At 42.8% G+C, this 22,542-nt stretch carries 19 protein-coding genes and 1 pseudogene; 8 read left to right on the top strand and 12 right to left on the bottom strand.

Translation table 11 applies throughout. The annotated features are described in order from the left end of the window. The first annotated feature begins 969 nt into the window (after positions 1 to 969). On the top strand, positions 970 to 2,478 hold the full coding sequence (locus LYNGBM3L_RS10480; protein ID WP_044492589.1) for a reverse transcriptase domain-containing protein: 1,509 nt from the start codon (positions 970 to 972) through the stop codon (positions 2,476 to 2,478). Positions 2,479 to 3,097: 619 nt separating this feature from the next. Here LYNGBM3L_RS10480 and LYNGBM3L_RS48560 read toward each other — a convergent pair. Continuing rightward, positions 3,098 to 3,220: a hypothetical protein gene (locus tag LYNGBM3L_RS48560; protein ID WP_267872011.1), complete on the bottom strand. Its 123-nt coding sequence runs from the start codon at positions 3,218 to 3,220 to the stop codon at positions 3,098 to 3,100. Positions 3,221 to 3,224: 4 nt separating this feature from the next. Between LYNGBM3L_RS48560 and LYNGBM3L_RS10475 the strand changes: the two genes are divergently transcribed. From LYNGBM3L_RS10475 to LYNGBM3L_RS10470, 3 genes are all read left to right on the top strand, one after another. After that, complete coding sequence (locus tag LYNGBM3L_RS10475; RefSeq protein WP_008182168.1) at positions 3,225 to 4,103, top strand: glycosyltransferase family 2 protein; 879 nt, start codon at positions 3,225 to 3,227, stop codon at positions 4,101 to 4,103. Positions 4,104 to 4,608: 505 nt separating this feature from the next. After that, a complete protein-coding gene (locus LYNGBM3L_RS43235) occupies positions 4,609 to 4,785 on the top strand; it encodes a hypothetical protein (protein WP_154659745.1) in 177 nt (58 codons plus the stop codon). Between the two features lie 122 nt (positions 4,786 to 4,907). Continuing rightward, positions 4,908 to 5,684, top strand: coding sequence for a glycosyltransferase family 2 protein (locus tag LYNGBM3L_RS10470; protein WP_008182167.1), 777 nt, complete (start codon positions 4,908 to 4,910; stop codon positions 5,682 to 5,684). On the opposite strand, the gene LYNGBM3L_RS40305 is transcribed toward LYNGBM3L_RS10470, so the two are convergent. The 4 genes and pseudogenes from LYNGBM3L_RS40305 to LYNGBM3L_RS36225 form a co-directional block, all read right to left on the bottom strand. Further along, on the bottom strand, positions 5,655 to 5,900 hold the full coding sequence (locus tag LYNGBM3L_RS40305; protein WP_154659744.1) for a hypothetical protein: 246 nt from the start codon (positions 5,898 to 5,900) through the stop codon (positions 5,655 to 5,657). The genes LYNGBM3L_RS10470 and LYNGBM3L_RS40305 overlap by 30 nt on opposite strands. A 12-nt stretch (positions 5,901 to 5,912) precedes the next feature. Next, positions 5,913 to 7,070, bottom strand: coding sequence for a YcjF family protein (locus LYNGBM3L_RS10465; protein ID WP_008182165.1), 1,158 nt, complete (start codon positions 7,068 to 7,070; stop codon positions 5,913 to 5,915). A gap of 166 nt (positions 7,071 to 7,236) precedes the next feature. Then, the gene (locus tag LYNGBM3L_RS34805) at positions 7,237 to 9,798 is read right to left on the bottom strand and encodes a PhnD/SsuA/transferrin family substrate-binding protein (RefSeq protein WP_202799181.1); all 2,562 of its coding nucleotides are present in this window, start codon (positions 9,796 to 9,798) and stop codon (positions 7,237 to 7,239) included. Between the two features lie 84 nt (positions 9,799 to 9,882). Further along, positions 9,883 to 10,068 (bottom strand): annotated as a pseudogene (locus LYNGBM3L_RS36225) (IS1 family transposase); the annotation flags it as partial. Positions 10,069 to 10,731: 663 nt separating this feature from the next. Between LYNGBM3L_RS36225 and LYNGBM3L_RS10455 the strand changes: the two are divergent. Next, positions 10,732 to 11,844 (top strand): tetratricopeptide repeat protein, encoded by a 1,113-nt coding sequence (locus LYNGBM3L_RS10455; RefSeq protein WP_008182161.1) that lies wholly within the window; start codon positions 10,732 to 10,734, stop codon positions 11,842 to 11,844. A gap of 1 nt (position 11,845) precedes the next feature. Here the strand turns inward: LYNGBM3L_RS10455 and LYNGBM3L_RS33850 are convergent, their stop codons facing one another. Then, a complete protein-coding gene (locus tag LYNGBM3L_RS33850) occupies positions 11,846 to 12,343 on the bottom strand; it encodes a hypothetical protein (RefSeq protein WP_008182159.1) in 498 nt (165 codons plus the stop codon). 432 nt (positions 12,344 to 12,775) lie between these two features. Here LYNGBM3L_RS33850 and asnS point away from each other — a divergent pair, with 432 nt between their 5' ends. After that, a complete protein-coding gene (asnS, locus tag LYNGBM3L_RS10445) occupies positions 12,776 to 14,164 on the top strand; it encodes an asparagine--tRNA ligase (RefSeq protein ID WP_008182157.1) in 1,389 nt (462 codons plus the stop codon). A 150-nt stretch (positions 14,165 to 14,314) separates the two neighbouring features. Here asnS and gifA read toward each other — a convergent pair whose 3' ends face one another. The 4 genes from gifA to LYNGBM3L_RS10425 form a co-directional block, all read right to left on the bottom strand. Then, positions 14,315 to 14,515 carry a glutamine synthetase inactivation factor IF7A gene (gifA, locus tag LYNGBM3L_RS10440; RefSeq protein ID WP_008182153.1) on the bottom strand — a complete coding sequence of 67 codons (201 nt, stop codon included), beginning with the start codon at positions 14,513 to 14,515 and terminating at the stop codon, positions 14,315 to 14,317. A gap of 122 nt (positions 14,516 to 14,637) precedes the next feature. Beyond that, positions 14,638 to 15,729 (bottom strand): glycosyltransferase family 4 protein, encoded by a 1,092-nt coding sequence (locus tag LYNGBM3L_RS10435; protein ID WP_008182152.1) that lies wholly within the window; start codon positions 15,727 to 15,729, stop codon positions 14,638 to 14,640. A gap of 384 nt (positions 15,730 to 16,113) precedes the next feature. After that, on the bottom strand, positions 16,114 to 17,382 hold the full coding sequence (locus LYNGBM3L_RS10430) for a HEAT repeat domain-containing protein (RefSeq protein WP_008182150.1): 1,269 nt from the start codon (positions 17,380 to 17,382) through the stop codon (positions 16,114 to 16,116). A gap of 213 nt (positions 17,383 to 17,595) precedes the next feature. Beyond that, positions 17,596 to 18,582, bottom strand: coding sequence for a DMT family transporter (locus LYNGBM3L_RS10425; protein WP_008182146.1), 987 nt, complete (start codon positions 18,580 to 18,582; stop codon positions 17,596 to 17,598). Positions 18,583 to 18,931: 349 nt separating this feature from the next. Between LYNGBM3L_RS10425 and sppA the strand changes: the two genes are divergently transcribed. Beyond that, complete coding sequence (sppA, locus tag LYNGBM3L_RS10420) at positions 18,932 to 19,756, top strand: signal peptide peptidase SppA (protein WP_008182143.1); 825 nt, start codon at positions 18,932 to 18,934, stop codon at positions 19,754 to 19,756. Positions 19,757 to 19,830: 74 nt separating this feature from the next. Then, complete coding sequence (gene aroH / locus LYNGBM3L_RS10415) at positions 19,831 to 20,217, top strand: chorismate mutase (protein ID WP_008182140.1); 387 nt, start codon at positions 19,831 to 19,833, stop codon at positions 20,215 to 20,217. Positions 20,218 to 20,428: 211 nt separating this feature from the next. Here aroH and crtR read toward each other — a convergent pair whose 3' ends face one another. Together crtR and LYNGBM3L_RS10405 are read right to left on the bottom strand one after the other, a co-directional pair. Then, positions 20,429 to 21,331: a beta-carotene hydroxylase gene (gene crtR, locus LYNGBM3L_RS10410; protein ID WP_008182138.1), complete on the bottom strand. Its 903-nt coding sequence runs from the start codon at positions 21,329 to 21,331 to the stop codon at positions 20,429 to 20,431. Between the two features lie 616 nt (positions 21,332 to 21,947). Beyond that, positions 21,948 to 22,184: a hypothetical protein gene (locus tag LYNGBM3L_RS10405; protein ID WP_008182137.1), complete on the bottom strand. Its 237-nt coding sequence runs from the start codon at positions 22,182 to 22,184 to the stop codon at positions 21,948 to 21,950. Positions 22,185 to 22,542: the final 358 nt, after the last annotated feature.

The raw sequence follows: 22,542 nt of genomic DNA, 5'->3' as shown, positions 1-22,542 counted from the left end.
CCCCCTAAATCCCCCAATTCTGGGGGACTTTAACTCAACTTTGCGGTGCGCGAAATTTGCTGTCAAAAAAAATTTTTAAAAACCCTTGACAAATTATATTATAATCATTATGATTATAATATAAAACAACAAGCAAAAGGTGACCATTATGGATTCCGAATTTCGCCCAAACCCAGAGACTAATCCTGAGGATATAACTCCTAGTATAATCCTCAGGTGCGCTTTCCGTTGGCGAATTAAATTCGCCACGGGTCGCACCTCAAGAATCGTTTCCCAAAAAATATCCGGTTCAGCATATTTTGAAGGGCTCCCGCAAGGGCATAATCAACACCATGCATAGCCTCTATGTAGTTGGTTATGCGGAAATTATCGAGTGGACTCCTCTGCAGCGTGCGGCTTGTTCTGAGTAGGAGCAACTCGTAGTAGAGTAGGTTATGACTCAGGTAACTCGCGGAATAACATCCCAAAGGTTATAACTATTCATCAGGATGGCGGTGCAAATCCGACCCCATCAGGAGAGATGTGACACCCTATCTGGCCACACCGAGCAGGCGACATCCTAGCAGAGTGACGCTGGCAACAGGGCGGAATCAGACACGAATCAGATGCGTGACACTGCCGCTAATGGGAAGATGACATGGGTAACAGCAGCGAAAGTCCTTAAAAAGTGTCTAAAGGAGAAGCCGCAATCTGACTAGTATATGCGAGACTCGATTCCTGATTATCCTCACAACGTTCTGTTGCAGACAGTTGTAAACTCTGAGGAGGGAATAGGCAAAGTGGACTGCCCTAAACCATCAAAACAATCCGATGAATGGAACAAGTAAAAACGATAGCAATGGGTCTGGAGGCCGGTCGAATCTTCAGTAAGTTATGTCAAACTTAATCCCCACTATCGGGTAGGATGCAGCTAGAAACTGGCTGCGGGTATTCAGAATACACAAACTCTAGGAGAGCATAGTTAGACACATGAGTAATCATAGTGAACTTTGGAAAAAACAACAGTGGAAGAAACTCCGCCAAAATCTTTTCCGCCTACAAAAGCGAGTGTATAAAGCAGTTAGAGTTGGTGACTTGAAGAAAGCCAGGTCAGTACAAAAACTGATCCTGAAATCCCGCTCAGCTCAACTTTTGGCAGTCCGACAAGTGACACAGCTAAATAAAGGCAAGAAAACGGCTGGAGTTGATGGCAAGTCAAGCCTCAACTACAGAGAACGAATGGAACTGGTTGAAACATTGAACCATTATGCAACTGACTGGAAGCATAGCGGACTCAGAGAAATTCCAATCCCAAAAAAGAATGGAAAAGTAAGAATGTTAAAGATACCAACCATCGCTGACCGAGCATGGCAATGTCTAGTGAAGCTAGCCCTTGAACCAGCCCACGAGGCTACGTTCAGCGGAGATAGCTATGGATTCAGAACGGGCAGGTGCGCCCAGGACGTCCAAAAACGCTTACAAATCCATCTGGCCTCAAACCATAATGGAATAAATAAACGAATAATCGAACTAGACATCAAGAAATGCTTTGACCGAATCTCCCACAGCTCTATAATGGAAAGGCTTATCGCACCAGCAAAAATCAAAACGGGGATATTCAGATGCCTAAAAGCAGGAGTAACCGTTCAGTTTCCAGAACAGGGCACCCCACAAGGGGGTGTGGTAAGTCCTTTATTAGCAAATGTGGCATTAAACGGAATAGAGGAAATCCATCCAAGTCTGCGATACGCAGACGATATGGTTTTTATCTTAAAGCCTAAAGATGATGCTGAGAAAATCCTCAACAAAGTCAAGAAATTCTTGGCAGAAAGAGGAATGGAAATCAGTGAAGAAAAGACCAAGCTAACTAAAACGACAGACGGATTTGACTTCCTGGGGTGGAGATTCCGCGTCAGAAAAGACGGAAAGTTTTCATGCGTTCCCTCAGAGGAAAATCATAGAAACATACGTAAGAAAATTAAATCCGTAGTCAACAACTCGAACTATGGTGCCGAAGTAAAAGCTAAGAAATTAGCCTCCAAAGTTCGCGGATGGCGTAACTACCATAGTAGCTGTGATATGAGTAGCTCAAGGGATTCATTGTGGTTCATGAGAATAACCGCTAACCGTAAATTCCGAAAGGAAAAGAAAGTGAATCGGTACAGAGCCAACAAATTATGCGATAAAGCATTCCCAAAGGTAGGTTACAAACAGAACCAACACGTGAACGTAAGGGGGACTAAGTCACCATACGACGGCGACCTAGTCTACTGGAGCCAAAGGAATTCACGCCTTTACTCCGATGCTACCTCTGACGCATTGAAAAAGCAAAACCATTCCTGTGGACACTGTGGACTGAGATTCATCGAAGGCGAGGATGTACATCTTCATCACATAGATGGAAACCACGACAACTGGTCAAAAAAGAATCTACTAGCAGTACATCAAAGCTGCCATCAACAGATACACTGGAGCACTCCTAAGGGAGAGAATATCTAGGAGCCGTATGAGGGGAAACCTTCACGTACGGTTCTGAAGGAGAGGTGCCCCGGATAATACCGGGCATCGACTCTAACCGACGGATGTTCCGGGAGAATTCATAACAATAATGATCAAGTACTTCAGGCTCCGTTAACACGTTAAATTGCTGGGGGGTTTTCCCCCTGGCCAAACCATCCGGTCGAGTCGCGTAAGATCACTCACGTCTGGATAAGTTGGAAAACTGAATGACATAAGGTAAATTCCTAGCCGTGGATAGTATTTCTGCGGCTATTTTTTTTTGAGATTAGCAGGTTATCAGGTTGAAGGTTGTTCGCGTAGCGTGGCCGAAAGGCCAAGGTTAGTTAGTTGAAGGTTGAAGGTTGGTTAGTTGGAGGTTGTTCGCGTAGCGTGGCCTTTTGGCCAAGGTTGGTTAGTTGAAGGTTGAATGTTAGTTAGTTGAAGGTTGAATGTTAGTTAGTTGAAGGTTGAATGTTAGTTAGTTGAAGGTTGAATGTTAGTTAGTTGAAGGTTGAATGTTAGTTAGTTGAAGGTTGAATGTTATTGGGTTGAAGGTTGTCTGTCAGAATGCTAAATTCTAAATTCTAAATTCTACATTCTACATTCTAAATTCTACATTCTAAATTCTACATTCTACACTCCCCACAATCCCCATCTCCCCACAATCCCCAAAAATGTCCTGATGGAGTAGCAGAGATTCTGTATAGGGGTCTAAAACCTCTGAAGCATAAAATTCAGCCAATCCTATGACCTTAATCAGTAAATTGGGTTTTAAGCCACAAAAGAAAGCTCATTTAATTGCACCAGTAGCAATTAAATCATCTGATATATCGATAGTTATTCCCGTCAGGAACAATCAGAAAGGAATTGAATTATTTTTGTCAGAATTTTTCAAAACCCAGAACCTAGAAAGCTATCCAAAAGAAATAATTATCGTTGATAATCAATCAAGCCCAGAGATTACTATCCCTAAACAGTTTCAAGTTGCTCCCCTTTCAATACGAGTGATAAAATGCTCAAAACTTGGACCGGCATCTGCCAGAAATATGGGAATCAACTCTGCTCAAGGAGATTGGATTTTATTTACCGATAGTGACTGTATTCCTTCAGAATCCTTAATCACAGGCTATCTTAATGCCATGAATGGCTCCATCGGATATGCAGGGAATGTTAAAGCCTGGAGCAATGATGTATTGTCAAACTATTATGAAACTCAAGAAATACTTGTGCCCTTAAAAGTTATTGAAGATGGGCAGATGATCAGACCGGAATATTTAATTACAGCCAATGCCCTAGTGTGGAAAAAAGCCCTTGAAAAAATCGGTGGGTTTAACGAAACTATTAAAATCGCTGCCGGTGAAGATATAGATTTAGGGTTTAGGTTATTAGAAATTGGCAACTTATCCTATAGTTGGCAATCAACTGTATATCATGATTTCACTCACGACATTCTGGGATTTATTAAAAGATTTATCAGATATGGAAAAGGCAACAAACTAGTCAGTCAGCTATATTCCATTGACTTAACTCCTAAACCGTTTATTCCCAATAAACCGGGTTTTATAAATCAACTATTGTCAACTTTACAATATGTGTGTCTTATAGTAGGATATAGAATTAGTTAAAAGGTAAGCTATCAGCTTAAGCGCTACGCGCACGCTACGCGAACAGCTATCAGCTATCAGCCTATGCTTAGATGGGCTTTTCCCTAGACTTTGAATTCGATAAAATCTCGAACTATTAGGTGCGACCCGTGGCGAATTTAATTCTTAATGGGTCAAGCGCACCTTTAAATTCTGCCAAAAGAGGTTTATTTTAAGCTGACAGCTGACCGCTGACTGCTGAATGCTTACGTTAAAAGATTACTTGATTCTATCTATAGCAGTTCTCATAGTAATAGACTTCTTGCAGAAGTAGGGAACAGGGAACAGCGGATCTGGGAACAGTGGACAAGAATTGACGCAAAGCGATGCAGAGGTGCGACCCGTGGCGAATTTAATTCGACGACTGTAAGCGCACCTAAGTGGTCTTGGGGGTTTCCCCCATGAGCGACTGCATCAAGAACACTATCAGAAAACTACTTTTGCAAGAGGTCTAATCAGGTACACAGGATTTTTTCCCTATTGCCTATTGCCTATTGCCTATTGCCTCTTGCCTCTTGCCTATTCCCTGTTCCCTGTTCCCTGTTCCCCATCTCCCCATCTCCCCATCTCCCTATCTCCCCACCCTCCCCAAAAATTTCCTGGTGGAATAGCCAAGATTGTGTATAGAAGTTATAGTGCAGCTACCCGGAAGTCTGAAGTCTGAAGTCTGAAGTCTGAAATTCTTTAATATCAAGGATTTCGACTCTAGGACGCGGGTTTGTTATTTCTGTCCCCCTGCACTAGTCAGTTGGCAGAACTTCTAATCCAGACAATTGAGGTAATCCTATGACTTTCATCAACAAACTTCATTCAACTCCCCAGAATTACTCCGATTTTACTGTACCCTTAAACATTCAAGCATCTGATATATCAATCGTTATTCCCGTCAGGAATAATCAAGAAGGACTTGATTTATTTTTAACTGAATTTTTTAACACCCAGAGTCCCTACATCTATCCCCAAGAAATTATTATTGTTGATAATAACTCAACTCGACCAATTACTATCTCTCAACAGTTCCAAGGTAATAACCTTTCGATCAGATTGCTGAAATGCTCAAAAAATGATGTGGCATCTGCCAGAAATGTAGGCATAAACTATGCCAAAGGAGATTGGATTTTATTTACCGATAGCCACTGTCTTCCATCTGAATCATTTATCCAAGGCTATCTTAATAGCATAAATGGGTCAATAGCCTATGCAGGTAATGTTAAAGCATCGGGCAAGGATTTATTGTCAAAATTTTATGAAGGTCAAGAAAGACTCATTCCCTTAACCATGGTTGAAGAGTGCCATATCAGTAGACCAGAATCATTAATTACAGCCAATGCCCTGATTTGGAAAAAAGCTCTTCAACAAATCGGTGGATTTAAAGAAACCATTAGAATTCCCGAGGGAGCCGATCTAGATTTAGCATTTCGGTTATTCCAAATTGGTCAATTATCCTATTGTTGGCAATCCACTGTCTATCCTAATCACAATAAAAAAATACCCGAATTTATCCAACGATTTATCAACGATGAAAACAGTAAACTAATGGTGAGTAATCTCTATCATATTTAAATGATAGCAGTCGGGAGTCGGGAGTCGGGAATCGGGAGTCGGGAGTCGGGAATCGGGAATCGGGAATCGGGAACAGGTAATAGGTAATAGGTAATAGGTAATAGGTAAAAAATATGTGTAGCTAATTAATAGGATAACTGCTATATAATAAACTTCCCATCTCCCCATCTCCCCATCTCCCCATCTCCCCATCTCCCCATCTCCCCATCTCCCCATCTCCCCACACTCCTAATCTGAAGGCGGTAATTCCTGATCCCTCAAGCTTTTTTTACCTGTTCCCGCATAATATTTATATTGTTCAATGATAATTTTCGCCAGCTCAGAAAGGGGTATTTCCTTACCATCAATTTGAGCTTTAACATAAATCTTCAGAGCTTCAATATAAGATAGACCAAGAGCCAAAGTTAGTGCTGCTGCCGTTGAGCCTGATATTGCTCCACCAAGAACAGTGCCTGCACCAGGAATCATTTTGAGTAAATTCGCGACAATTACTTTACCCACTGCAGTCACTCCTCCTGTACCCCCAAGAGCAGATATCACCATTCCCAGAAAAGCTCTTTCAACCGTTAATCCAAAAATGCTGGTGATGTTAGCAATCATTACCGTTTGCATCGTTACCAAGATTGGCGCATCAGAAAACGGAATTGGTGAGGCACCAACCAATGCTGAACCAGTAACATAACCCGTAACATATTTAAACGCTTCACCTGCTTTTAGTTCAATATTTCTAATCTGTTCTCTCAGAAATGCTTTGCGCTGGGCTTCTGGCAGTAAATTTGCCGTCACTTCTACTAAACGCTCTAAACCATGGGCTGTCACCGTATAATCATCATCGATTGGTTTTGATTGTGCTAGCACTGGAATAATCTGACTAACCGGTAGATTTTTTCTCTCTAGGAAAGCAATAAAATCACTACGTTTTTTCGTTAAGGTTTGAGTCAGAACTAAGATAACTGGTACATCTTTTTGTTGGAGGCTCTTTAGCCATTCTTCTTCAATCGGATCCAATCGAGCAGTCTCATGATTAAGGCAATACCACACCACATGAATGTGTTCTTTTGCCTCTAGTTTCCTTTGATCATCAATTAGTTTCGAGATATCTCTCCTTACTCGTTCAATCTGTTCGGCTTTAAGTTCTAGCCCTGGCGTATCGTACACTGTAATCGGGCAACCTGTTTTGGTATAACGACGAATGGTTTGAGTAACAGGATAGCCCACTCCTGTTTCTGCCAGGCGAGAGCGAAAAATTGTGTTTACTAAGGTACTTTTTCCTACACCGGTTTTCCCAATTACTAAAACATTACATTGCTCAATTTTGCTCTGGGCATCTTCATAGGCTTCGCTCATTTTGCCTAACAGTTCATCAAATGAGATGTGCTCTGACATTAGTAGTTTTCTCCTTTAAGCTGTTGTGCATTTAAACTGTATATAGCATTTTCAGTTGAGATGTAACCTGAGAATGTCTTATGTTATTTTACTATAAAACTCTGGAGCTATTGCCCCTACTATTGCATTTTTCGAAATTTCTGAGTTTATAACTCATTTGATAACGCTATATATTATCGACATACTGTTCGATAAAATTCCTAAGTTCCTTCACATTAAAATCCTTAGCCAATTTATAAATAACTTTAGCAAATGGTACAAATTTAGCATCTAATACTTCCAGCTTTTCCGCTTCTTGGCTGATGTCAAACACATTACCTTTCTTAGACAAGTCATAAAGTTGGAGCAGAATATCAGATGGGGGAGGCACAATGGCATCTAGGTGGATTTGTTCAGCTCCAGCATCTATTATAGTTTCTGGTTTTGGTATGAAGTCTTCATACACCCATTCCAGTTGCAAATGCTGTTTTAATTTTTCCAGTAATTCTGCTACATCCACTGGTTTGGGAATAAAATCATCGCAGCCTGCATGCCAACTCTGTTGCTGGTCTAACTCATAAACACTGGCAGATGAAGCAATAATCAACAGATCTTTCAATTTATCTAATGAGCGCAGACGTCGCATCATTTCCAAGCCATCCATCACCGGCATCACCAAGTCAGTAATAATTAGGTCAGGGTTACATTCTGTGGCTTTTTCCAAACCCTCAACCCCATTAGTGGCCTCCAACAGTTCAAATCCCAGAGGTTGTAACACATTCACAATTACAGAGCGATTCTGCCATTTGTCATCTACTACTAAGATTTTCCGAGCTTTTCCATGACAACCTATAATAGTCTTAGTGGAAGCTTGCTTACTCGCAATCAAAGCTGTAGTAATCGGTAAATCTAAATCTATAGAGAACATGCTACCTTTGCCATAAGTACTCTCAACATTGATAGCACTTCCCATCAACTTGATAATTGTTTGGCTAATCGCTAATCCAAGTCCAGTACCTTGTTCACGATGATCAACATCCCCCACCTGTTCAAAGGGCAAAAATATTTTTTCCAGTTGTTCTGGGGTCATCCCAATGCCAGTATCTTTAATTATAAATCGAAGTCTGACTAGGGGGGATTGGAGAGTAGGAAGTCGTGGGTGTTTACTGATAACCTCTACCTTAAACGTGACTCCGCCATGGTCAGTAAACTTAATGGCATTGCCCAAAAGGTTAATCAGAACTTGTCGCAATCGTTTGGCATCAGCCAGGATACCGTCTGGCAGATGGGATGAGGGTAGATAAATAAAAGCAATCTCTTTTTGCTGGGCTTTAACCCGGCACATTTCTACAACTTCCATCAGAAAGGACGGCAAATGAACTTCTCTGGGAAACAGTTCCATTTTCCGAGCTTCGATTTTGGATAAGTCTAAAATGTCATTAATCAGATGGAGTAGATAGTTGCCACACTGATAAATAAGGTTGATCTGGTCTTTTTGTTGAGCAGTTATCTGTGGATCCCGTTGTAGAATTTGGGCGTAACCCAAAACGCCATTGAGGGGAGTACGCAATTCATGACTCATATTAGCCAGGAATTGACTTTTGGCGTGATTAGCCTGATCAGCCGCTTCTTTAGCTGCTTTGAACTCAGCTGTACGTTCCTCAACCCGGATTTCCAGTAAAGCATTGGCTTTTCGCAGTTGTGCTTCGATTCGCCTACGCCCAGCTAGATAAACTAGACCATAGCTAAATCCAAAACAGGAAACACCAGCAAATAAGAGCCAATAGCGGTACTGATGGATAACTTGACCCAGAGTAACTTTTCCCCAATCTTCGTAGGGACGAACCCGCAGATTCCGTAAGGTTTCGTGACAAGGTTGGTAGTTGGCCGGGATGGTCCAGCCCTGATAACGACCAGCTTTGGCCGCTGGGTGCTCAGAAGGCATGGTCATTAATGCGATCGCAACCTCTTCCGCTAACTCCACGGGGGTATGGGGTAGTGTGGAAAAAGGCCATTCTGGATAAAGTTTAGTACTCAGAGCAAAAGGGAAAGTGTCCTGATATTGAGTTTGCTGATTCAGGATCACAAAGTCATCTCGATTAATTTTGCCCTCCTGTGCCATACGTTCCAGGGTATCAGTGCGGACAGTGCCAGCATCGACAATACCATCACGAACAGCGTAGACCACTGCGTCATGGCTACCACCAAAGTCGAGCGCTGGAAAGTCACGGTAGGGATTAACTCCAGCTTCTAACAGAGTTTCCCATGCCATTTGCCAGCCCCCAAAGGCAATTTCACTGACGGCCATAAAGGTTTTGCCCCGTAAATCCTTTAAATCCTGGATATCATTGCGGTCAGCATGACGCAGGATAACCGCTCCAAATTGGGTGTAAGGCTTGCCTAGGCGTAGATTTTTTAGGGTGGCAATTCGTCTTGCCCCATAAATCCATTCCAACTCTACATACATTCCAGGGTTAGGCAACACAAAGTCCACCTCCTGGTTAGCTACTATTTCTTCGAGGGTGTCAAACTCTAGTGGTACAAGTTGGAAAACATAGCCGGAAATCGTTTCACTGAGATACTCTAGGGTCGGTTGCCATTTTGTTTTGGTATGGTCAACACCCCGAATTGCCATCACTCCTACCTTAATAATCTTTACCTCTGAAGTCGTTATTTGTCCTGTTCCATCTACAGGTTCCTGAGGAGGAAGAATCCCTGGGGCAGCCGATGGTATTAGTGATAATCCCATGCCTAGAATCAGGCTGGATTTAATGAAGAAGTAAAGACGAATCATAATATAGCAGGTAGTGATAAACATGTAGTGATGGCCTAATCAACCCGACAAACATTTATTATAATGATGAACAAAATTCCAAATAGCTCCTAGGTGATTTTCTAATTTTTTGGAAAATGACAACGTTTTCCTAACCAGGCGACTAATCCTTTGTCTTAATGTATTATTTAATCTTTCAATATGATTAGTTTTACCCGTTTGTTTTTCTACCGGCTTGTGACGTTGTCTTGATGCAGTCGCGCTTTGCATCAAGACAGCGAATATTTCGAGCCAATAGCCATGACTAAATATGGTGACCAAGGTACCAATGTCAAGGGTTCCGTTGATGAGGAGCCGGGTGAAGGGAAACTTTCACGCCCGGTTTTGTTGGCGTAGCCTCCCTGACGGGATGACGAGTCAGTGAGGCGACTCACTGGCTTAGTTTAATAGTAGAGAGTAGGGAGATAGAGGAGATTTTGATGAAGGGTAATTATCCTGAGATGATATTAGATGCTATTCCTTTTACCCTTGAAAAAATTAGCGCTAGATAAATTCGGGTAAAGTATAGCGCTAATTTCACCTACTCCCTTAATTATCCCAAATACCCCTTAACCCTTGAAAAAATTAGCGCTAGATAAATTCGGGTAAAGTATAGCGCTAATTTCACCTACTCCCTTAATTATCCCAAATATCCCTTAACCCTTGAAAAAATTAGCGCTAGATAAATTCGGGTAAAGTATAGCGCTAATTTAAATCACTAACTTAATTATCCTAACTATCCCTTAACGCTTCAAAAGGTTAGCGCCTTAAAGCCATAAAACTAGCGCTATACTATTAACAGGATTCCATTAGCTTCTCCCTAGGAGCTACTAATGTCTAAAACTTGGTGATATCACACCTAACGCTATCATGCTTAAGCAAATTGCTGATGCCTTTGAGCACCATGATTATCAAACTGCTGCCCGATTAATTAAACAACTTCTCAAGCAAGAGCCCAATAATCCCTGGACACAGCTTTATCTAGGAAGGCTCCAGGAAGTCAGAGGTAAACAAGAAGCAGCTGAAAGAATCTATCGACAGTTACTGAAAGGAACACCTGTTCCTAAAATTATGGCCCAAGCTCGTCAGGGACTAGCACGCTTAGAAGCTACAGCAAAAGAACAGCGCCGACAAGCCTTAGCCCAAGCAACTGCTGACCCTGAAAGTAATCAATTGGGAGTTTTAGTCCTAAAGCCGATCAGCCAACAAGACAAACCAACAGCAGCTCAACACTTAGCTCGCATCCTGGGGATAGACCCCTACACCGCAAGGCTACAGCTACCTACTAGAGGCTGGCGTTTATATCGCACTGGACCTGTGGGAGAACTTAAGTATTATGGGTCGTTACTGCGAGAAGCATCAATAAAATGTTTGTGGGCAAGCTTAGCAGATATCAAAACAATTAACATCTATCAAGTTAAGTATTTTTCTGACAGTAGTGACCAGGAGACCACTGTAGTATGTCAAAACTCTCAGGGACAGTTGGGTTCCTTTAGCTTTAACTGGTCGGAAGTGACCCAACGAGTAGAAGGGCGGTTGCCTTTGTTTGAGAAGGTAGTAGACTTAGATGCGCGACGGAATTTAACTCGTAAAACCCAAACCTTAGACTATGCCCTGGTTTGTGACTTGCATTTACCACAGCGCCACAGTATTCTCAGAGTATGCGATCGCAATTATCAATTTCAGCAAGGAATTGCTCTAACCCTCAAGCCAGTTTCCAGTCAGAACAGCCTATCCCAAGACTCTCATATACACCAAAGCACTACAAGAGTCAACTGGAACAACTTGACTGATTACTTAAACCTTCGGCTGCTTGAAAAGCCAGTATGGTCTGACTTTACCACCTTTGCGCAAACTGCTATAGACTACCCAGATCTGCTAGAAAAATTGGAGTCTCATATCGACTTATTTCGCCTGGTCGAGACTCCTTGGGATCCAGCATTTCAGTTGTATAGTGGACTAGTTTTTTTGACTAATCACTAATCTAGAAACGAGGGTTCTGCATCTGAGCAGCCATGTCGAGGAACTTATTCATGCTAGGACCAGGACGCCGACGAGGCATGATCATTGGTACGTATTTGGTGGCAAAGGTGGTTTCGGGCTGCCCTTTTGCCTTGCTATTGACAACTGCTGCTGCTGAATTGATTGCCGCTACTGGTGTTGGCTCAGGAGCAGCTGCCTTTTTTTTAGCTTCTGCTTCAGCTTGTTTCTTAGCCTTTGCTTCAGCCTTAGCCTTAGCTAGTTCTTCTTTCTTGGCTTGACGAGCAGATTTGGGCTTAGAAGCTTCAGCTGTTGCTACTGCGGTCGTGGTTTCTGCTGTTGCCTGAGCTGGTGCTACTACGGTTGCGGTTTCCGCTGTTGTCTGGGCAATAGCCGGTTCTGGCTTCTGTTCTACCGCCGGTTGCTGAGGGGTGCTAGTTTCGCTTTCGTCTAGCTCCAGGTAAAAGCCCTTGGATTTATTGCGCTTAAACAAACCTACCATTTACAAAGACCTCTCTAAATTAGTTTTAATGGAAGCTATTACCTTCAGTGCGATCGCAACTGGGGCTACAAGCTTGGCCCAGGAGATTTACCAGTAATCGGCAATCAGTAAGCGGTAATCGGTAATTGTGCTGAATTCCTACTCATCACCAATACCCTCAACCATTTACTCAAAACCCGACTCTGTCCTGGCTTAAGTGGATAGCCCCACTGCTGATCTTGGGTGACTAGTCGTTTGATGAAACTTAACCAAACGTTGCATTTGTATAATAATTATGAGTGATTACTTCACTTATTGCAACAATTTAGATATTTTTGTTCATCAAACTTTACATAAAGCTCTTAATAAGTATATTTACTTAGATTTTTGGAGCTAAAGACCACCAGTTAATTTATAAAGATTTACAATTCTCTCAGAATTTTGGGGAAAGCTATGGAAATTCGACGGATTGCTGAAGTTTTGCGCAATGGTCAACCAGATCAGTCTTTGACCATCCAAGGCTGGGTACGCACAAAACGGGAATTAAAGGACTTTGCCTTTATGGAAGTCAACGATGGCTCCTCCATGGCAAATTTACAGGTAGTGCTCAATCCAGACTTGTCGGATTATGAGACTATCCTGAAACGGCTTAATACTGGCTCATCAGTAGAAGTCACTGGTATACTAGTAGAATCTCTTGGCAAGGGACAGCGAATTGAAGTAAAAGCATCCTCGGTGACAGTATATGGGGAAGCAGATGCCAATTATCCCCTACAGAAGAAACGCCACTCCTTTGAGTTTTTGCGCACCATTAGCCATTTGCGATCGCGTACCAATACCCTAGGTGCGGTGTTCCGAGTGCGGAATGCCTGTTCCAATGCCATTCATCAGTTTTTTCAAGAACGAGGTTTCTTGTGGGTTCATACCCCAATTATCACCGCTAGTGATTGTGAAGGAGCAGGGGAGTTGTTCAGTGTCACTAACCTAGACTTAAAGAACATCCCCAAAACCGATAATCAAGCAGTCGATTATACTCAGGACTTTTTTGGACGACCGACTTACCTGACCGTCAGTGGTCAATTAGAAGCAGAAATCATGGCAATGGCATTTCGGGATGTATACACCTTTGGTCCTACATTCCGAGCCGAGAATTCTAATACCTCTCGCCATCTAGCAGAATTTTGGATGGTCGAGCCTGAGATGGCATTCTGCGATTTGAAGGGGGATATGGATTTAGCAGAAGCCTTTCTCAAGCATGTATTTAAGTCAGTTTTGGAAAACTGTCCAGAAGATCTGGAATTTTTCAACAAGCGGATCGATAACAATGTTCTCGCTACTGCTGATAATATTATCAATAATCAGTTTGAGCGGATTACTTATACAGATGCGATCGCATTACTCGAAAAAACTGATCGTAAGTTTGAGTATGCGGTAAGTTGGGGTGTAGATTTGCAGTCCGAACACGAACGGTATCTAGCCGAAGAGTTGTTTAAAAAGCCCGTCATTGTCACGGATTATCCAGTAGAGATTAAAGCCTTTTATATGCGCTTAAATGACGACCAAAAGACTGTAGCAGCAATGGATGTGCTTGCGCCTAGGATTGGAGAGATTATCGGTGGTGCTCAGCGGGAAGAACGGCTGGATATATTAGAGAAGCGAATTCAGAATCAGGGGATGAATCCAGAAGATTTATGGTGGTATTTGGATCTGCGACGTTATGGTACAGTGCCCCATGCTGGATTTGGTTTGGGATTTGAGCGATTGGTGCAATTTATGACTGGTATGGGGAATATTCGGGATGTAATTCCGTTTCCCAGAACTCCTTTAAGTGCAGAGTTCTAAAAAATAAAACTATCGTTGGCTATGCCCACAGCCATTGATGGAAATATGGGTAGTGCTAAAGATTTAGTGGTTTGGCTACCGTCTGCTAAAGATAACGGTAGCTAAAATCACGAATTGTGTACCACTACCCAAAACTATATTGACAGAGTACTAGCTAAGTGAAGCATGACTACGGTCATAGGTAGAGCGGAAACTAGGATGGGGTTTACCTTGGATAGTACCCCAGTAGTCAGAATCTAAGCTATCTAGTCCTACTTCGGAAGCAACGCGACCGAGCATAGATTGCTGACGATTTTTGATCATGTGATGGTGATTCATCATCAGAGCCCTAGCTTTTTCTTGAGTAGACATTTTCCTTTCTCCGATTGCTTATATAAGATTTTGATGGGATTCACTTCCCTTACATATACAACTATATCATAGATTCTGTATCAAAAACTACAAAATTACTTTTAGTTACAAATCTTAATGAACTAGCAACTATCACCACTGTCCTTCAAAATATCCCAGAGCCACTGCTCTACGCGATCGCCCATGGCCTGATTAGAGTATTTAACTTCGAGGAGGCGACGGCATTGACGGCGGTCAATTTTATCCAAGTTTGCCAAGGCTTCTACCAAGCCTTCCACAGAATCGGGTTCTACCAAAAAGCCATTTTTACCATCTTCGATAATTTCTGCTGATCCACCACGGTCATAGGAAATGACTGGTACTCCACAAGCGAGGGCTTCAATTACCACATTACCAAATGCTTCCACCCAATGAGGCGTCATCAGTAAGGCTCGACACTGGCGCAAGTGTTTTTGGAGTTGATCAGTTGGCAGAAAACCCAGGTATTCTATAGGGGCATTGGGGTAATCCTGGAGAATCTGCTCCCAATAGGGTTTATTTTGTATAAGACCCATAATTTTTAGTGGCATAGCCGTGAAATCGGATGCTGCCACTGCGTCTTCTAAGCCTTTTTCTGGAGAAATTCGACCCACCCAGCCGAGCCAGGGTGAGGGGGAGTCACAAAAGGAATACACAGACAAATCAATGCCATTGCCCAAACAACGACAGCGATTCTTGAAGGCAAATGTTGCCGCTTGAGCCATTGAATGAACCCCGATTGTGCCAGGGAAATTAATGGCAACTTGTTCGATGATCTGATCCATCCCCTCGGTTAATGAGCCCATACTAACTAGGTGAGCAATGGGACGAGTGAAAAAGGGGGTTAGGTAAAACGGTAACCAGTCGTAGGCAAAGTTTACAATCAAGTCATAGTTGGTTTGAACTTGTCGCCCATAGTCCCACATATTAGCCAATACGGAGGATGGGGGGATGATAGTAGGAGTGTCTCTTGTTTGAGTTTGAATACTACTTTCGAGAACACCATCAATTTCTACCAGAGGCATTCCCCAAGCTGTAGATCCTTTAGTTGCCACAATTGTGATCCTGTGACCCCGATTAATCAATTCCGTAGCAATGTTACGTACAGTCAACTCAACGCCACCACCTAACCCTGAACCCAACGGACCAACTGGGGTGGAAATTAATAGCAATTTCAGGGAATTTAATTGGCTCATTAATTTAAAATTAACGTAAGCTATCAGCTATCAGCTATCAGCTATCAGCTATCAGTATTAAGCTATCAGCTATCAGTATTAAGCTATCAGCTATCAGTATTAAGCTTTCAGCCATTCGCGTAGCGTGGCCAAGGCTGACGGCTGTTCGCGCAGCGTGAGCTTTTAGCTCACGGCTGACGGCTGACCGCTAAGGGCTGAATGCTTACATCAAAACTATAAGTATAAACTTCAAATTAATTAATCAAACGTTAACTTCAAAACGTTGATTTTAAATCTCTTAAAGCACGGTAAGTAAAGCTTATTAAATTTTTATTACCTGTTCCAGATTATAACACGTTAATTAAAGGTTATGAAACTTTTATTACCTGTTCTGAAGTTCCCTAACTAGTCGCTATTATCTTGGTAATGGTTTGACGTATTTTCTGATGAATTTAGGTGATTTTGTGCTGGTGGCAAACTATCCAGATTCGCTGCAGGGCGAATTTTATTAAACTGATCGATTGCCCATTTTGCCGTTTCTCGCACTTCAGAATCCGGGTCATCCGTAGCGTGACGCAACATCTGCAAGACTTGATTTAGTAATTCATAAATTCGCGTTGCATCCCGAATCGCATTTTTCCGGACTTGGGGGTTGTCATCCTGCAAAGAAATGGCTAGGGCTTTGTTAATCGGTTTGAGGGTTTTGGTGCTAATTTGGGATAAGGCTTCCAAAATCAAGCCACGCTGCTTAGAATCAGAATCTAGCATTAAGTCCACTAGGGGCTTTACTGCCCTCGAATCCCCCTTTTGGGCTAATTCCCAGATAGCTTGTTGTCGCTTTTTTGGATCTGGGTCTTCTAATTCTCTGATTAATTCCTCAACAATACTAAATTTAGTCAGGCGAGTGGTCTTTTTGACATGTAAGGAATCAGCTAAAGACTGAGGTTGAGGATTGCTAGGATTGGCGACATCATAACTAACGCTATGGTTATAATCCCTTTGAGGATGGTGGTTTTGGGAGTCAGTTGACACTTGGACTTTGAGGTTATTGACTCTAGGATCTTGTTTAGCTTGGTTTTCTGTGGAGGGCGCTAATTTTGAGTCTACGGGTCGTTTTGGTTTAGTCAGCCACTTGAATAGCAAAAAACCGCCACCAGCCATGATGATGGCTGGGATGATCAACCATGATGACGGGCTCTTTTCCAGAGTCGAAGGCTCCGTAGTAGTCGATTCGGCTGACACTGATTCACCTGACTTTGGAGCTGAACTCGTGCTGGTGGTTGTCGTCTTAGCAGCGTAGGCTTGCTCCAATTCCTTCCTAGTAACAGAATCAACAACACCCAGTTTTCTCAATCCAACGGATTCTTGGAATAAAGCGACTGCTTTCTCTGTATCCTCACCATAAACACCATCTTCAAGCCCATCGTAGAAGTCAAGATGCTTTAGCTTGGCTTGCACAAGAGCCACCTCTTTTCCCCGACTCCCTTTGAGCAGAATTGGTTGGTCAGTTTCTGTGGCAGAAGTGGGAGATTGAGCGATGAGCAACGGGTCAGGGAGGTTGTTGGTTGAAAATGCGTTCGCTTTTTCTAATTTCGCCGCTTGACTGCTTCCCAGCACCCAGCCTAGGCAGTTCAAACAGGTAGCTACAAGTATGATAGACCAATGGCGAGTCATAAAATTCTACAGGACTCGAATGTGAACGCCAATTCTAGCTTACGCACTTAACACACAACGCTAAATCCCATGTGCTTTAGTCGTTCGAGCAACAGAATTTTGGCTCGATTAATCTCAATTGTATCAAATCGGCTTCACTGCTGGGTTTCTGGTAGCTTAGCACTACCTTCTTCAGACTCAGTTGTTGTTTCCACTGCCAGTTTTCCGCTCTGGCTAGCCGCTATTGTTTGCCAGCCTTGCTTTGATCCGAGTTGCTATTTGTTCCCGCTGATTCACTAGATAAACGCTGAGCAATGTCAGGCACACACCAGTCCACTGTAGGGAACTGAGTACCTCAGACAACACTAAATTCCCAAATAGTAGGGCAAATACTGGTGTCAGAAAGGTTAAGCTAGACAGACTAGTGAGATTGCCCTTGGAGGCAAAGTAGAAGAATATACCGTATGCGATCGCACTCCCGAAAACAGTGGAGTAAGCTAATGCAATCCAGCCAACTCCATCAATATTGACCCATTGCTGGGATTCTATCACACTAGAGAGGGCAAATAACGGTAATCCCCCTAGGAGCATGTGCCAACCAACAGCAGCAACTGGGTCTGCATAGCGGCTGATAATGGGAACCATTACGGTGCCTACTGCCATGGAAAGGGATGCTAACAGCATCAGCCACTCCCCATGATCAAACAGCTGTTGCCAGCTTAATTCTATAGCTTGAGCGTTGCCAGTAAAAAGGCTGAGAATCCATTGATCCGGCAAGCCAATCAAGCTGATTCCTACTATACCAAATCCTAATCCTAACCAACCCCAAAGTCCAATCAGTTCACCAAAGAGCAATCCTGATAGCAGGGCAACCACTAGGGGTTGACTATCAATCATCACCGAACCCAAACCCGCGCCAGTGCTAACCAATCCGTGGGCTAGGAAACCCTGAAACATTGCCCCATCGACTAAGGCAAATAAGCTAATCCACAGCCAGGCTAACCCACCTTTCGGCTGGGGACGACCCATCACAGTTGCTGCTCCTAATACTAAAACTCCTGCTGGTACTAACCGCACCCCAGCCATAAACAGAGGGGTTGTGTTAGGGATCACCCCTTTCATGGCTACCATAGCTGTACCCCATAGGAAAAAGGGGGAAATCAGCAGTAGTGAACCTAGTAGTGACCTTGGTGACAGTATGGTGTTGGCTTTTAGTTGCATAATCCTGATTTATAGTGAATAACGAAAATAACCGACACTCAAGCAGCTGTCATATATTTGATTTAGATATTGACTTTAGATATTAACTTGGCTCAGGAGCAGGGGGCTCAGGAGCACAGTAGTGAGTTTTGGAGTTTTTCGAGCTTACTTCAATAACATACAATTTCAATGGGCGACAGCTTAAAGCCGCTTTTCATATTTGGTTAAACACTTGTATAGATTTATTTATTTATTTATTTATTTATTTATTTAAAGCCCCTGAGTAGCTAACCGTTTTATAAAATGATGCAAACTATATATACAAGCTCCAGTAATCACTTAAATCTAGACTAGATACTCACAATCACCTATGCCTTGGCCGTTTAAACGCAAATCTCTCAAACAAATTGCTCGCATTGAAATCACGGGGGCGATCGCTGGTGGTACCCGTAAACGGGTCCTCGAAGCCCTGAAAACTGTTGAAGAGAAGAAATTTCCCGTCTTACTATTACGGATTGACAGTCCTGGTGGTACAGTGGGAGATTCTCAGGAAATCTATAGCGCCTTGGTGCGGTTGCGAGAAAAGGTGAAGATTGTAGCTAGCTTTGGCAATATCTCCGCATCTGGGGGTGTTTACATTGGGATGGGAGCGGAACATATAGTAGCGAACCCTGGTACAATCACTGGAAGTATTGGTGTGATTCTGCGGGGAAACAATATAGAGCGCTTGTTGGATAAAATCGGTGTTTCCTTTAAGGTGATTAAGTCAGGTCCATACAAAGATATATTGGCGTTTGACCGGGAACTGACTGAGCCGGAAAAAACTATTCTTCAAGAGTTGATCGATACCAGTTATCAGCAGTTTGTACAAACTGTTGCCCAGAGTCGCAACCTAGATGTAGATGTAGTAAAAAGTTTTGCTGATGGTAGGATTTTTACTGGTGAGCAAGCACATAACTTGGGGGTGGTTGATCGGCTGGGAACTGAAGAAGATGCCCGTTGCTGGGCAGCGGAATTGGTGGGTCTTGACCCAGAGAAAACCAAGTCTTTCACCATCGAAGAACCCAAACCATTGTTGAGTCGCTTGCTACCGGGTAACCGTATTCGCAATAGATCTCAGATATCTGTTGGTATAGATTGGCTAGAATTTGAACTATCAACTAGCGGTCAGCCCCTATGGTTGTACCGACCATAAGATAACATGGAGATTTGAGATTTCACAAGAGTCTAATATCTCAAATCTCCCAGGGAAATTCGGAGGATCTTACTTTGCACTGGAGAGTTAGAGCAATTCGAGGCGCAACAACTGCCTCAGAAAATACAGTAGCAGCGATTCGAGAAGCAGTGATGGAACTGCTAGATCAACTCGAAGCTCATAATGAAATCGACCATCAAGAAATTATTAGTGCCATTTTCACCACGACCCGTGATTTGGATGCTAAATTTCCAGCTGCGATCGCACGAGAACGTCCCAATTGGGATCATGTTCCTTTACTTGATCTGCAACAGATGCATGTCGAGGGTAGCCTAGAGCGTTGTATCCGATGTTTAATCCACATCAACACTCCTGTTTCTCAACTTGAGATTTATCATCCCTATTTACGTCAGGCCAAAAATTTAAGGCCTGATTGGACTCTAGCTCAAGTCAGCCGTTAGTTGTTAGGTTATTTCTACTAACCACGCGGCTTGCCCTTACCCATTAGCCAGCGCTAAGTTCAAGTTGTCATTATTCATTAGTCAAAATAAAATTGTTAATGGTCAATAGTAAATTAACAATTAACAATTAACAATTAACAGGCATGGGATTTTATTGAGTGAAATGTATCAATGGTCAACCGTCAATGGTCAACCATCAACAAAAACATTTTCAGCTTGATTCCGTTTGTCTATCAGATGATTTGCGGTGGAAACGAATTCCTAAAAAGATGTCGTATACAAAGTTCCAAAAACTCTTTTGGGCCAGAAGTCCTAGAGATTGATCACAACCTTTTTCATCTAAAAGGGGTTTAACAGCACGGTAGGCGGGCTGATACTTGTACCAGGGTATGGTCGGCCACAGGTGATGAATTAGATGATAATTTTGTCCCATAATTAGCAGGTTTATGATGGGACTGGGGTAAATTCTAGCATTTTTCCAGCGATCACGTTCTTTAAATGGACGATGGGGCAAATAGTCAAAGAACAATCCTAGCGCTATACCTACAACTAATGCCGGCACAAACCAATAGTTCATGATGTAGTCTAAAAAGCCGTATTGACAACCAAGATATATGATGATGGCGATGAATAGACGGCTAAAAAACCACTCCCATAGCTCATACTTACGCCACAAACGGCGCTTGAAAAAAAATATTTCGTGATAAAAGAAGCGAACTGCAATTAACCACAGCGGACCACCAGTAGAAACAAAATGATCGGGATCGTTTTCGGGATCGTTAACATTGGCATGATGCTGCATATGAACCCGCGTGAACACTGGGAAGGTAAAACCTAACATCAGGGCGCTACCATGACCCATGAGGGCATTGACGTAACGGTTTTTGTGGGCAACATGGTGAGAGGCATCGTGAATGACTGTTCCTACCATGTGTAAGGCAAGGACATTAATGCTAAAGCAGCAAGCGTTAGGCAAATCCCAAAGCCAGTAACCACCGGTGGAACAGACCACCAAGATGATCGCCGCCACAAACATGAGTAACGTTAAGTTAAACTTATCCGGGGCACCCAGGAACTCCTTGGGCACTGTCAGCGGCTTGATGGCCTCCGACATACTTGTTTTCTCTCCTTTCTACTGTCTTTTGGTAGTATAAGGTAGAATGGCTCAATCATAAAGATTTGTTAAGATTAGAGCTTCATATCATAAACTAGACTCAATGTCAGGAAAATCACTCTCGTCACGAGGGGAGTCACCCTCCGCCACTAGTTTTCATCCCCTTCTGCTTCTGGGACGCACAGGGGTTTTCAATTGTGAAGCTGATAATCTTCTACAGGTTAACCTCTGTTTCGATTAGGCAGGGGTTACCACTCTGGGGAAGCACCACCATCTTTCCTTTGGGGAAACAGTTCTGCCTAACGTTAATCAGAACCGCAAAAGTCCCAAGGCTGATGCTTGATAGACCTACTCACCGGAGCCAGCAGATCAATTGTGCCCCCTATTTAAGCTAGCGATGCAGCTTCGGAACAGGGGAGCCAGTGAGGTCAAAGGGAGGCAGCGCCGACCTGTGGGGGTTTCCACTGGGCTTTCAGCGATGCAGCGCGGTCAAATCAATTACCGTAAGGAGAGGGGAGCCTTGTCTTGATGCAGCCCTTCCCCACTCGCGCTTTGCATTAAGAAAGGTCGTTGGTTAAAAGAAGTAGCTCGATTACTCAAAATAATCCGCTCAATCCTATGGGGGGTTTTCAGAGCTACTTTCAAAGCCAGACAGACTTCCTTTCGACTTGCCACACAGATAAACCTCCTGTGAAGCTCCCTGGTTGAGTTCCGCTTCAATCAGGTTAACCACTACCCCTGCCAACTTCTGAGAGTTGCTTAAATCATCCGTTGGGATCGCCAAATAACGCACATCAAAAGCAGTTTCTAAATGTTTAGTCTGTACTGCCAACAGCTCACCCGTTAGAACCATCCCTGGTAAATAAACAAATAGTGGATAATCACCAATTAAACTATCACGGAGTCAATAAAAACTGATAAATATTAACTTTTGGTATTGTTTATTTTCATAATTAATTATTATAGATATCAACATTTTTTTTGCGTAATTATAACGAATAATTATTCCTATTAAAACCGCCAATTAATTGAAGTATTAGTCAATTTTATTGGGATGATAATATGTGCAAAACCATAGATAAAATAGGTAGTTTAAATTATGGGAATGGCTCAAGTTTTTAGTCAACCATAAGTGAGACACTAACAAGCCCATATTATCCTTGAGGCTTAATACTTGATACTTCATACTTTATCCTTGATCCCCTGTAGTA

The sequence above is a fragment of the Moorena producens 3L genome, assembly GCF_000211815.1.
Taxonomy (GTDB): Bacteria; Cyanobacteriota; Cyanobacteriia; order Cyanobacteriales; family Coleofasciculaceae; genus Moorena; species Moorena producens.
Note: the sequence above shows the minus strand (reverse complement) of the source record. Positions and strands in the feature narration are given on the sequence as shown.

Excerpts from the sequence above, each read along its gene's own strand:
- LYNGBM3L_RS10430 (WP_008182150.1), bottom strand. The coding sequence starts at position 17,382 with ATGACTCGCCATTGGTCTATCATACTTGTAGCTACCTGTTTGAACTGC.
- LYNGBM3L_RS10480 (WP_044492589.1), top strand. The coding sequence starts at position 970 with ATGAGTAATCATAGTGAACTTTGGAAAAAACAACAGTGGAAGAAACTC.
- LYNGBM3L_RS40305 (WP_154659744.1), bottom strand. The coding sequence starts at position 5,900 with ATGGGGAGATGGGGAGATGGGGAGATGGGGAGATGGGGAGATGGGGAG.
- crtR (WP_008182138.1), bottom strand. The coding sequence starts at position 21,331 with ATGTCGGAGGCCATCAAGCCGCTGACAGTGCCCAAGGAGTTCCTGGGT.
- LYNGBM3L_RS33850 (WP_008182159.1), bottom strand. The coding sequence starts at position 12,343 with ATGGTAGGTTTGTTTAAGCGCAATAAATCCAAGGGCTTTTACCTGGAG.
- LYNGBM3L_RS10455 (WP_008182161.1), top strand. The coding sequence starts at position 10,732 with ATGCTTAAGCAAATTGCTGATGCCTTTGAGCACCATGATTATCAAACT.
- LYNGBM3L_RS10465 (WP_008182165.1), bottom strand. The coding sequence starts at position 7,070 with ATGTCAGAGCACATCTCATTTGATGAACTGTTAGGCAAAATGAGCGAA.
- LYNGBM3L_RS10405 (WP_008182137.1), bottom strand. The coding sequence starts at position 22,184 with ATGGTTCTAACGGGTGAGCTGTTGGCAGTACAGACTAAACATTTAGAA.
- gifA (WP_008182153.1), bottom strand. The coding sequence starts at position 14,515 with ATGTCTACTCAAGAAAAAGCTAGGGCTCTGATGATGAATCACCATCAC.
- sppA (WP_008182143.1), top strand. The coding sequence starts at position 18,932 with ATGCCTTGGCCGTTTAAACGCAAATCTCTCAAACAAATTGCTCGCATT.
- LYNGBM3L_RS10425 (WP_008182146.1), bottom strand. The coding sequence starts at position 18,582 with ATGCAACTAAAAGCCAACACCATACTGTCACCAAGGTCACTACTAGGT.
- LYNGBM3L_RS34805 (WP_202799181.1), bottom strand. The coding sequence starts at position 9,798 with ATGGGATTATCACTAATACCATCGGCTGCCCCAGGGATTCTTCCTCCT.
- LYNGBM3L_RS10470 (WP_008182167.1), top strand. The coding sequence starts at position 4,908 with ATGACTTTCATCAACAAACTTCATTCAACTCCCCAGAATTACTCCGAT.
- LYNGBM3L_RS10435 (WP_008182152.1), bottom strand. The coding sequence starts at position 15,729 with ATGAGCCAATTAAATTCCCTGAAATTGCTATTAATTTCCACCCCAGTT.
- LYNGBM3L_RS10475 (WP_008182168.1), top strand. The coding sequence starts at position 3,225 with ATGACCTTAATCAGTAAATTGGGTTTTAAGCCACAAAAGAAAGCTCAT.
- asnS (WP_008182157.1), top strand. The coding sequence starts at position 12,776 with ATGGAAATTCGACGGATTGCTGAAGTTTTGCGCAATGGTCAACCAGAT.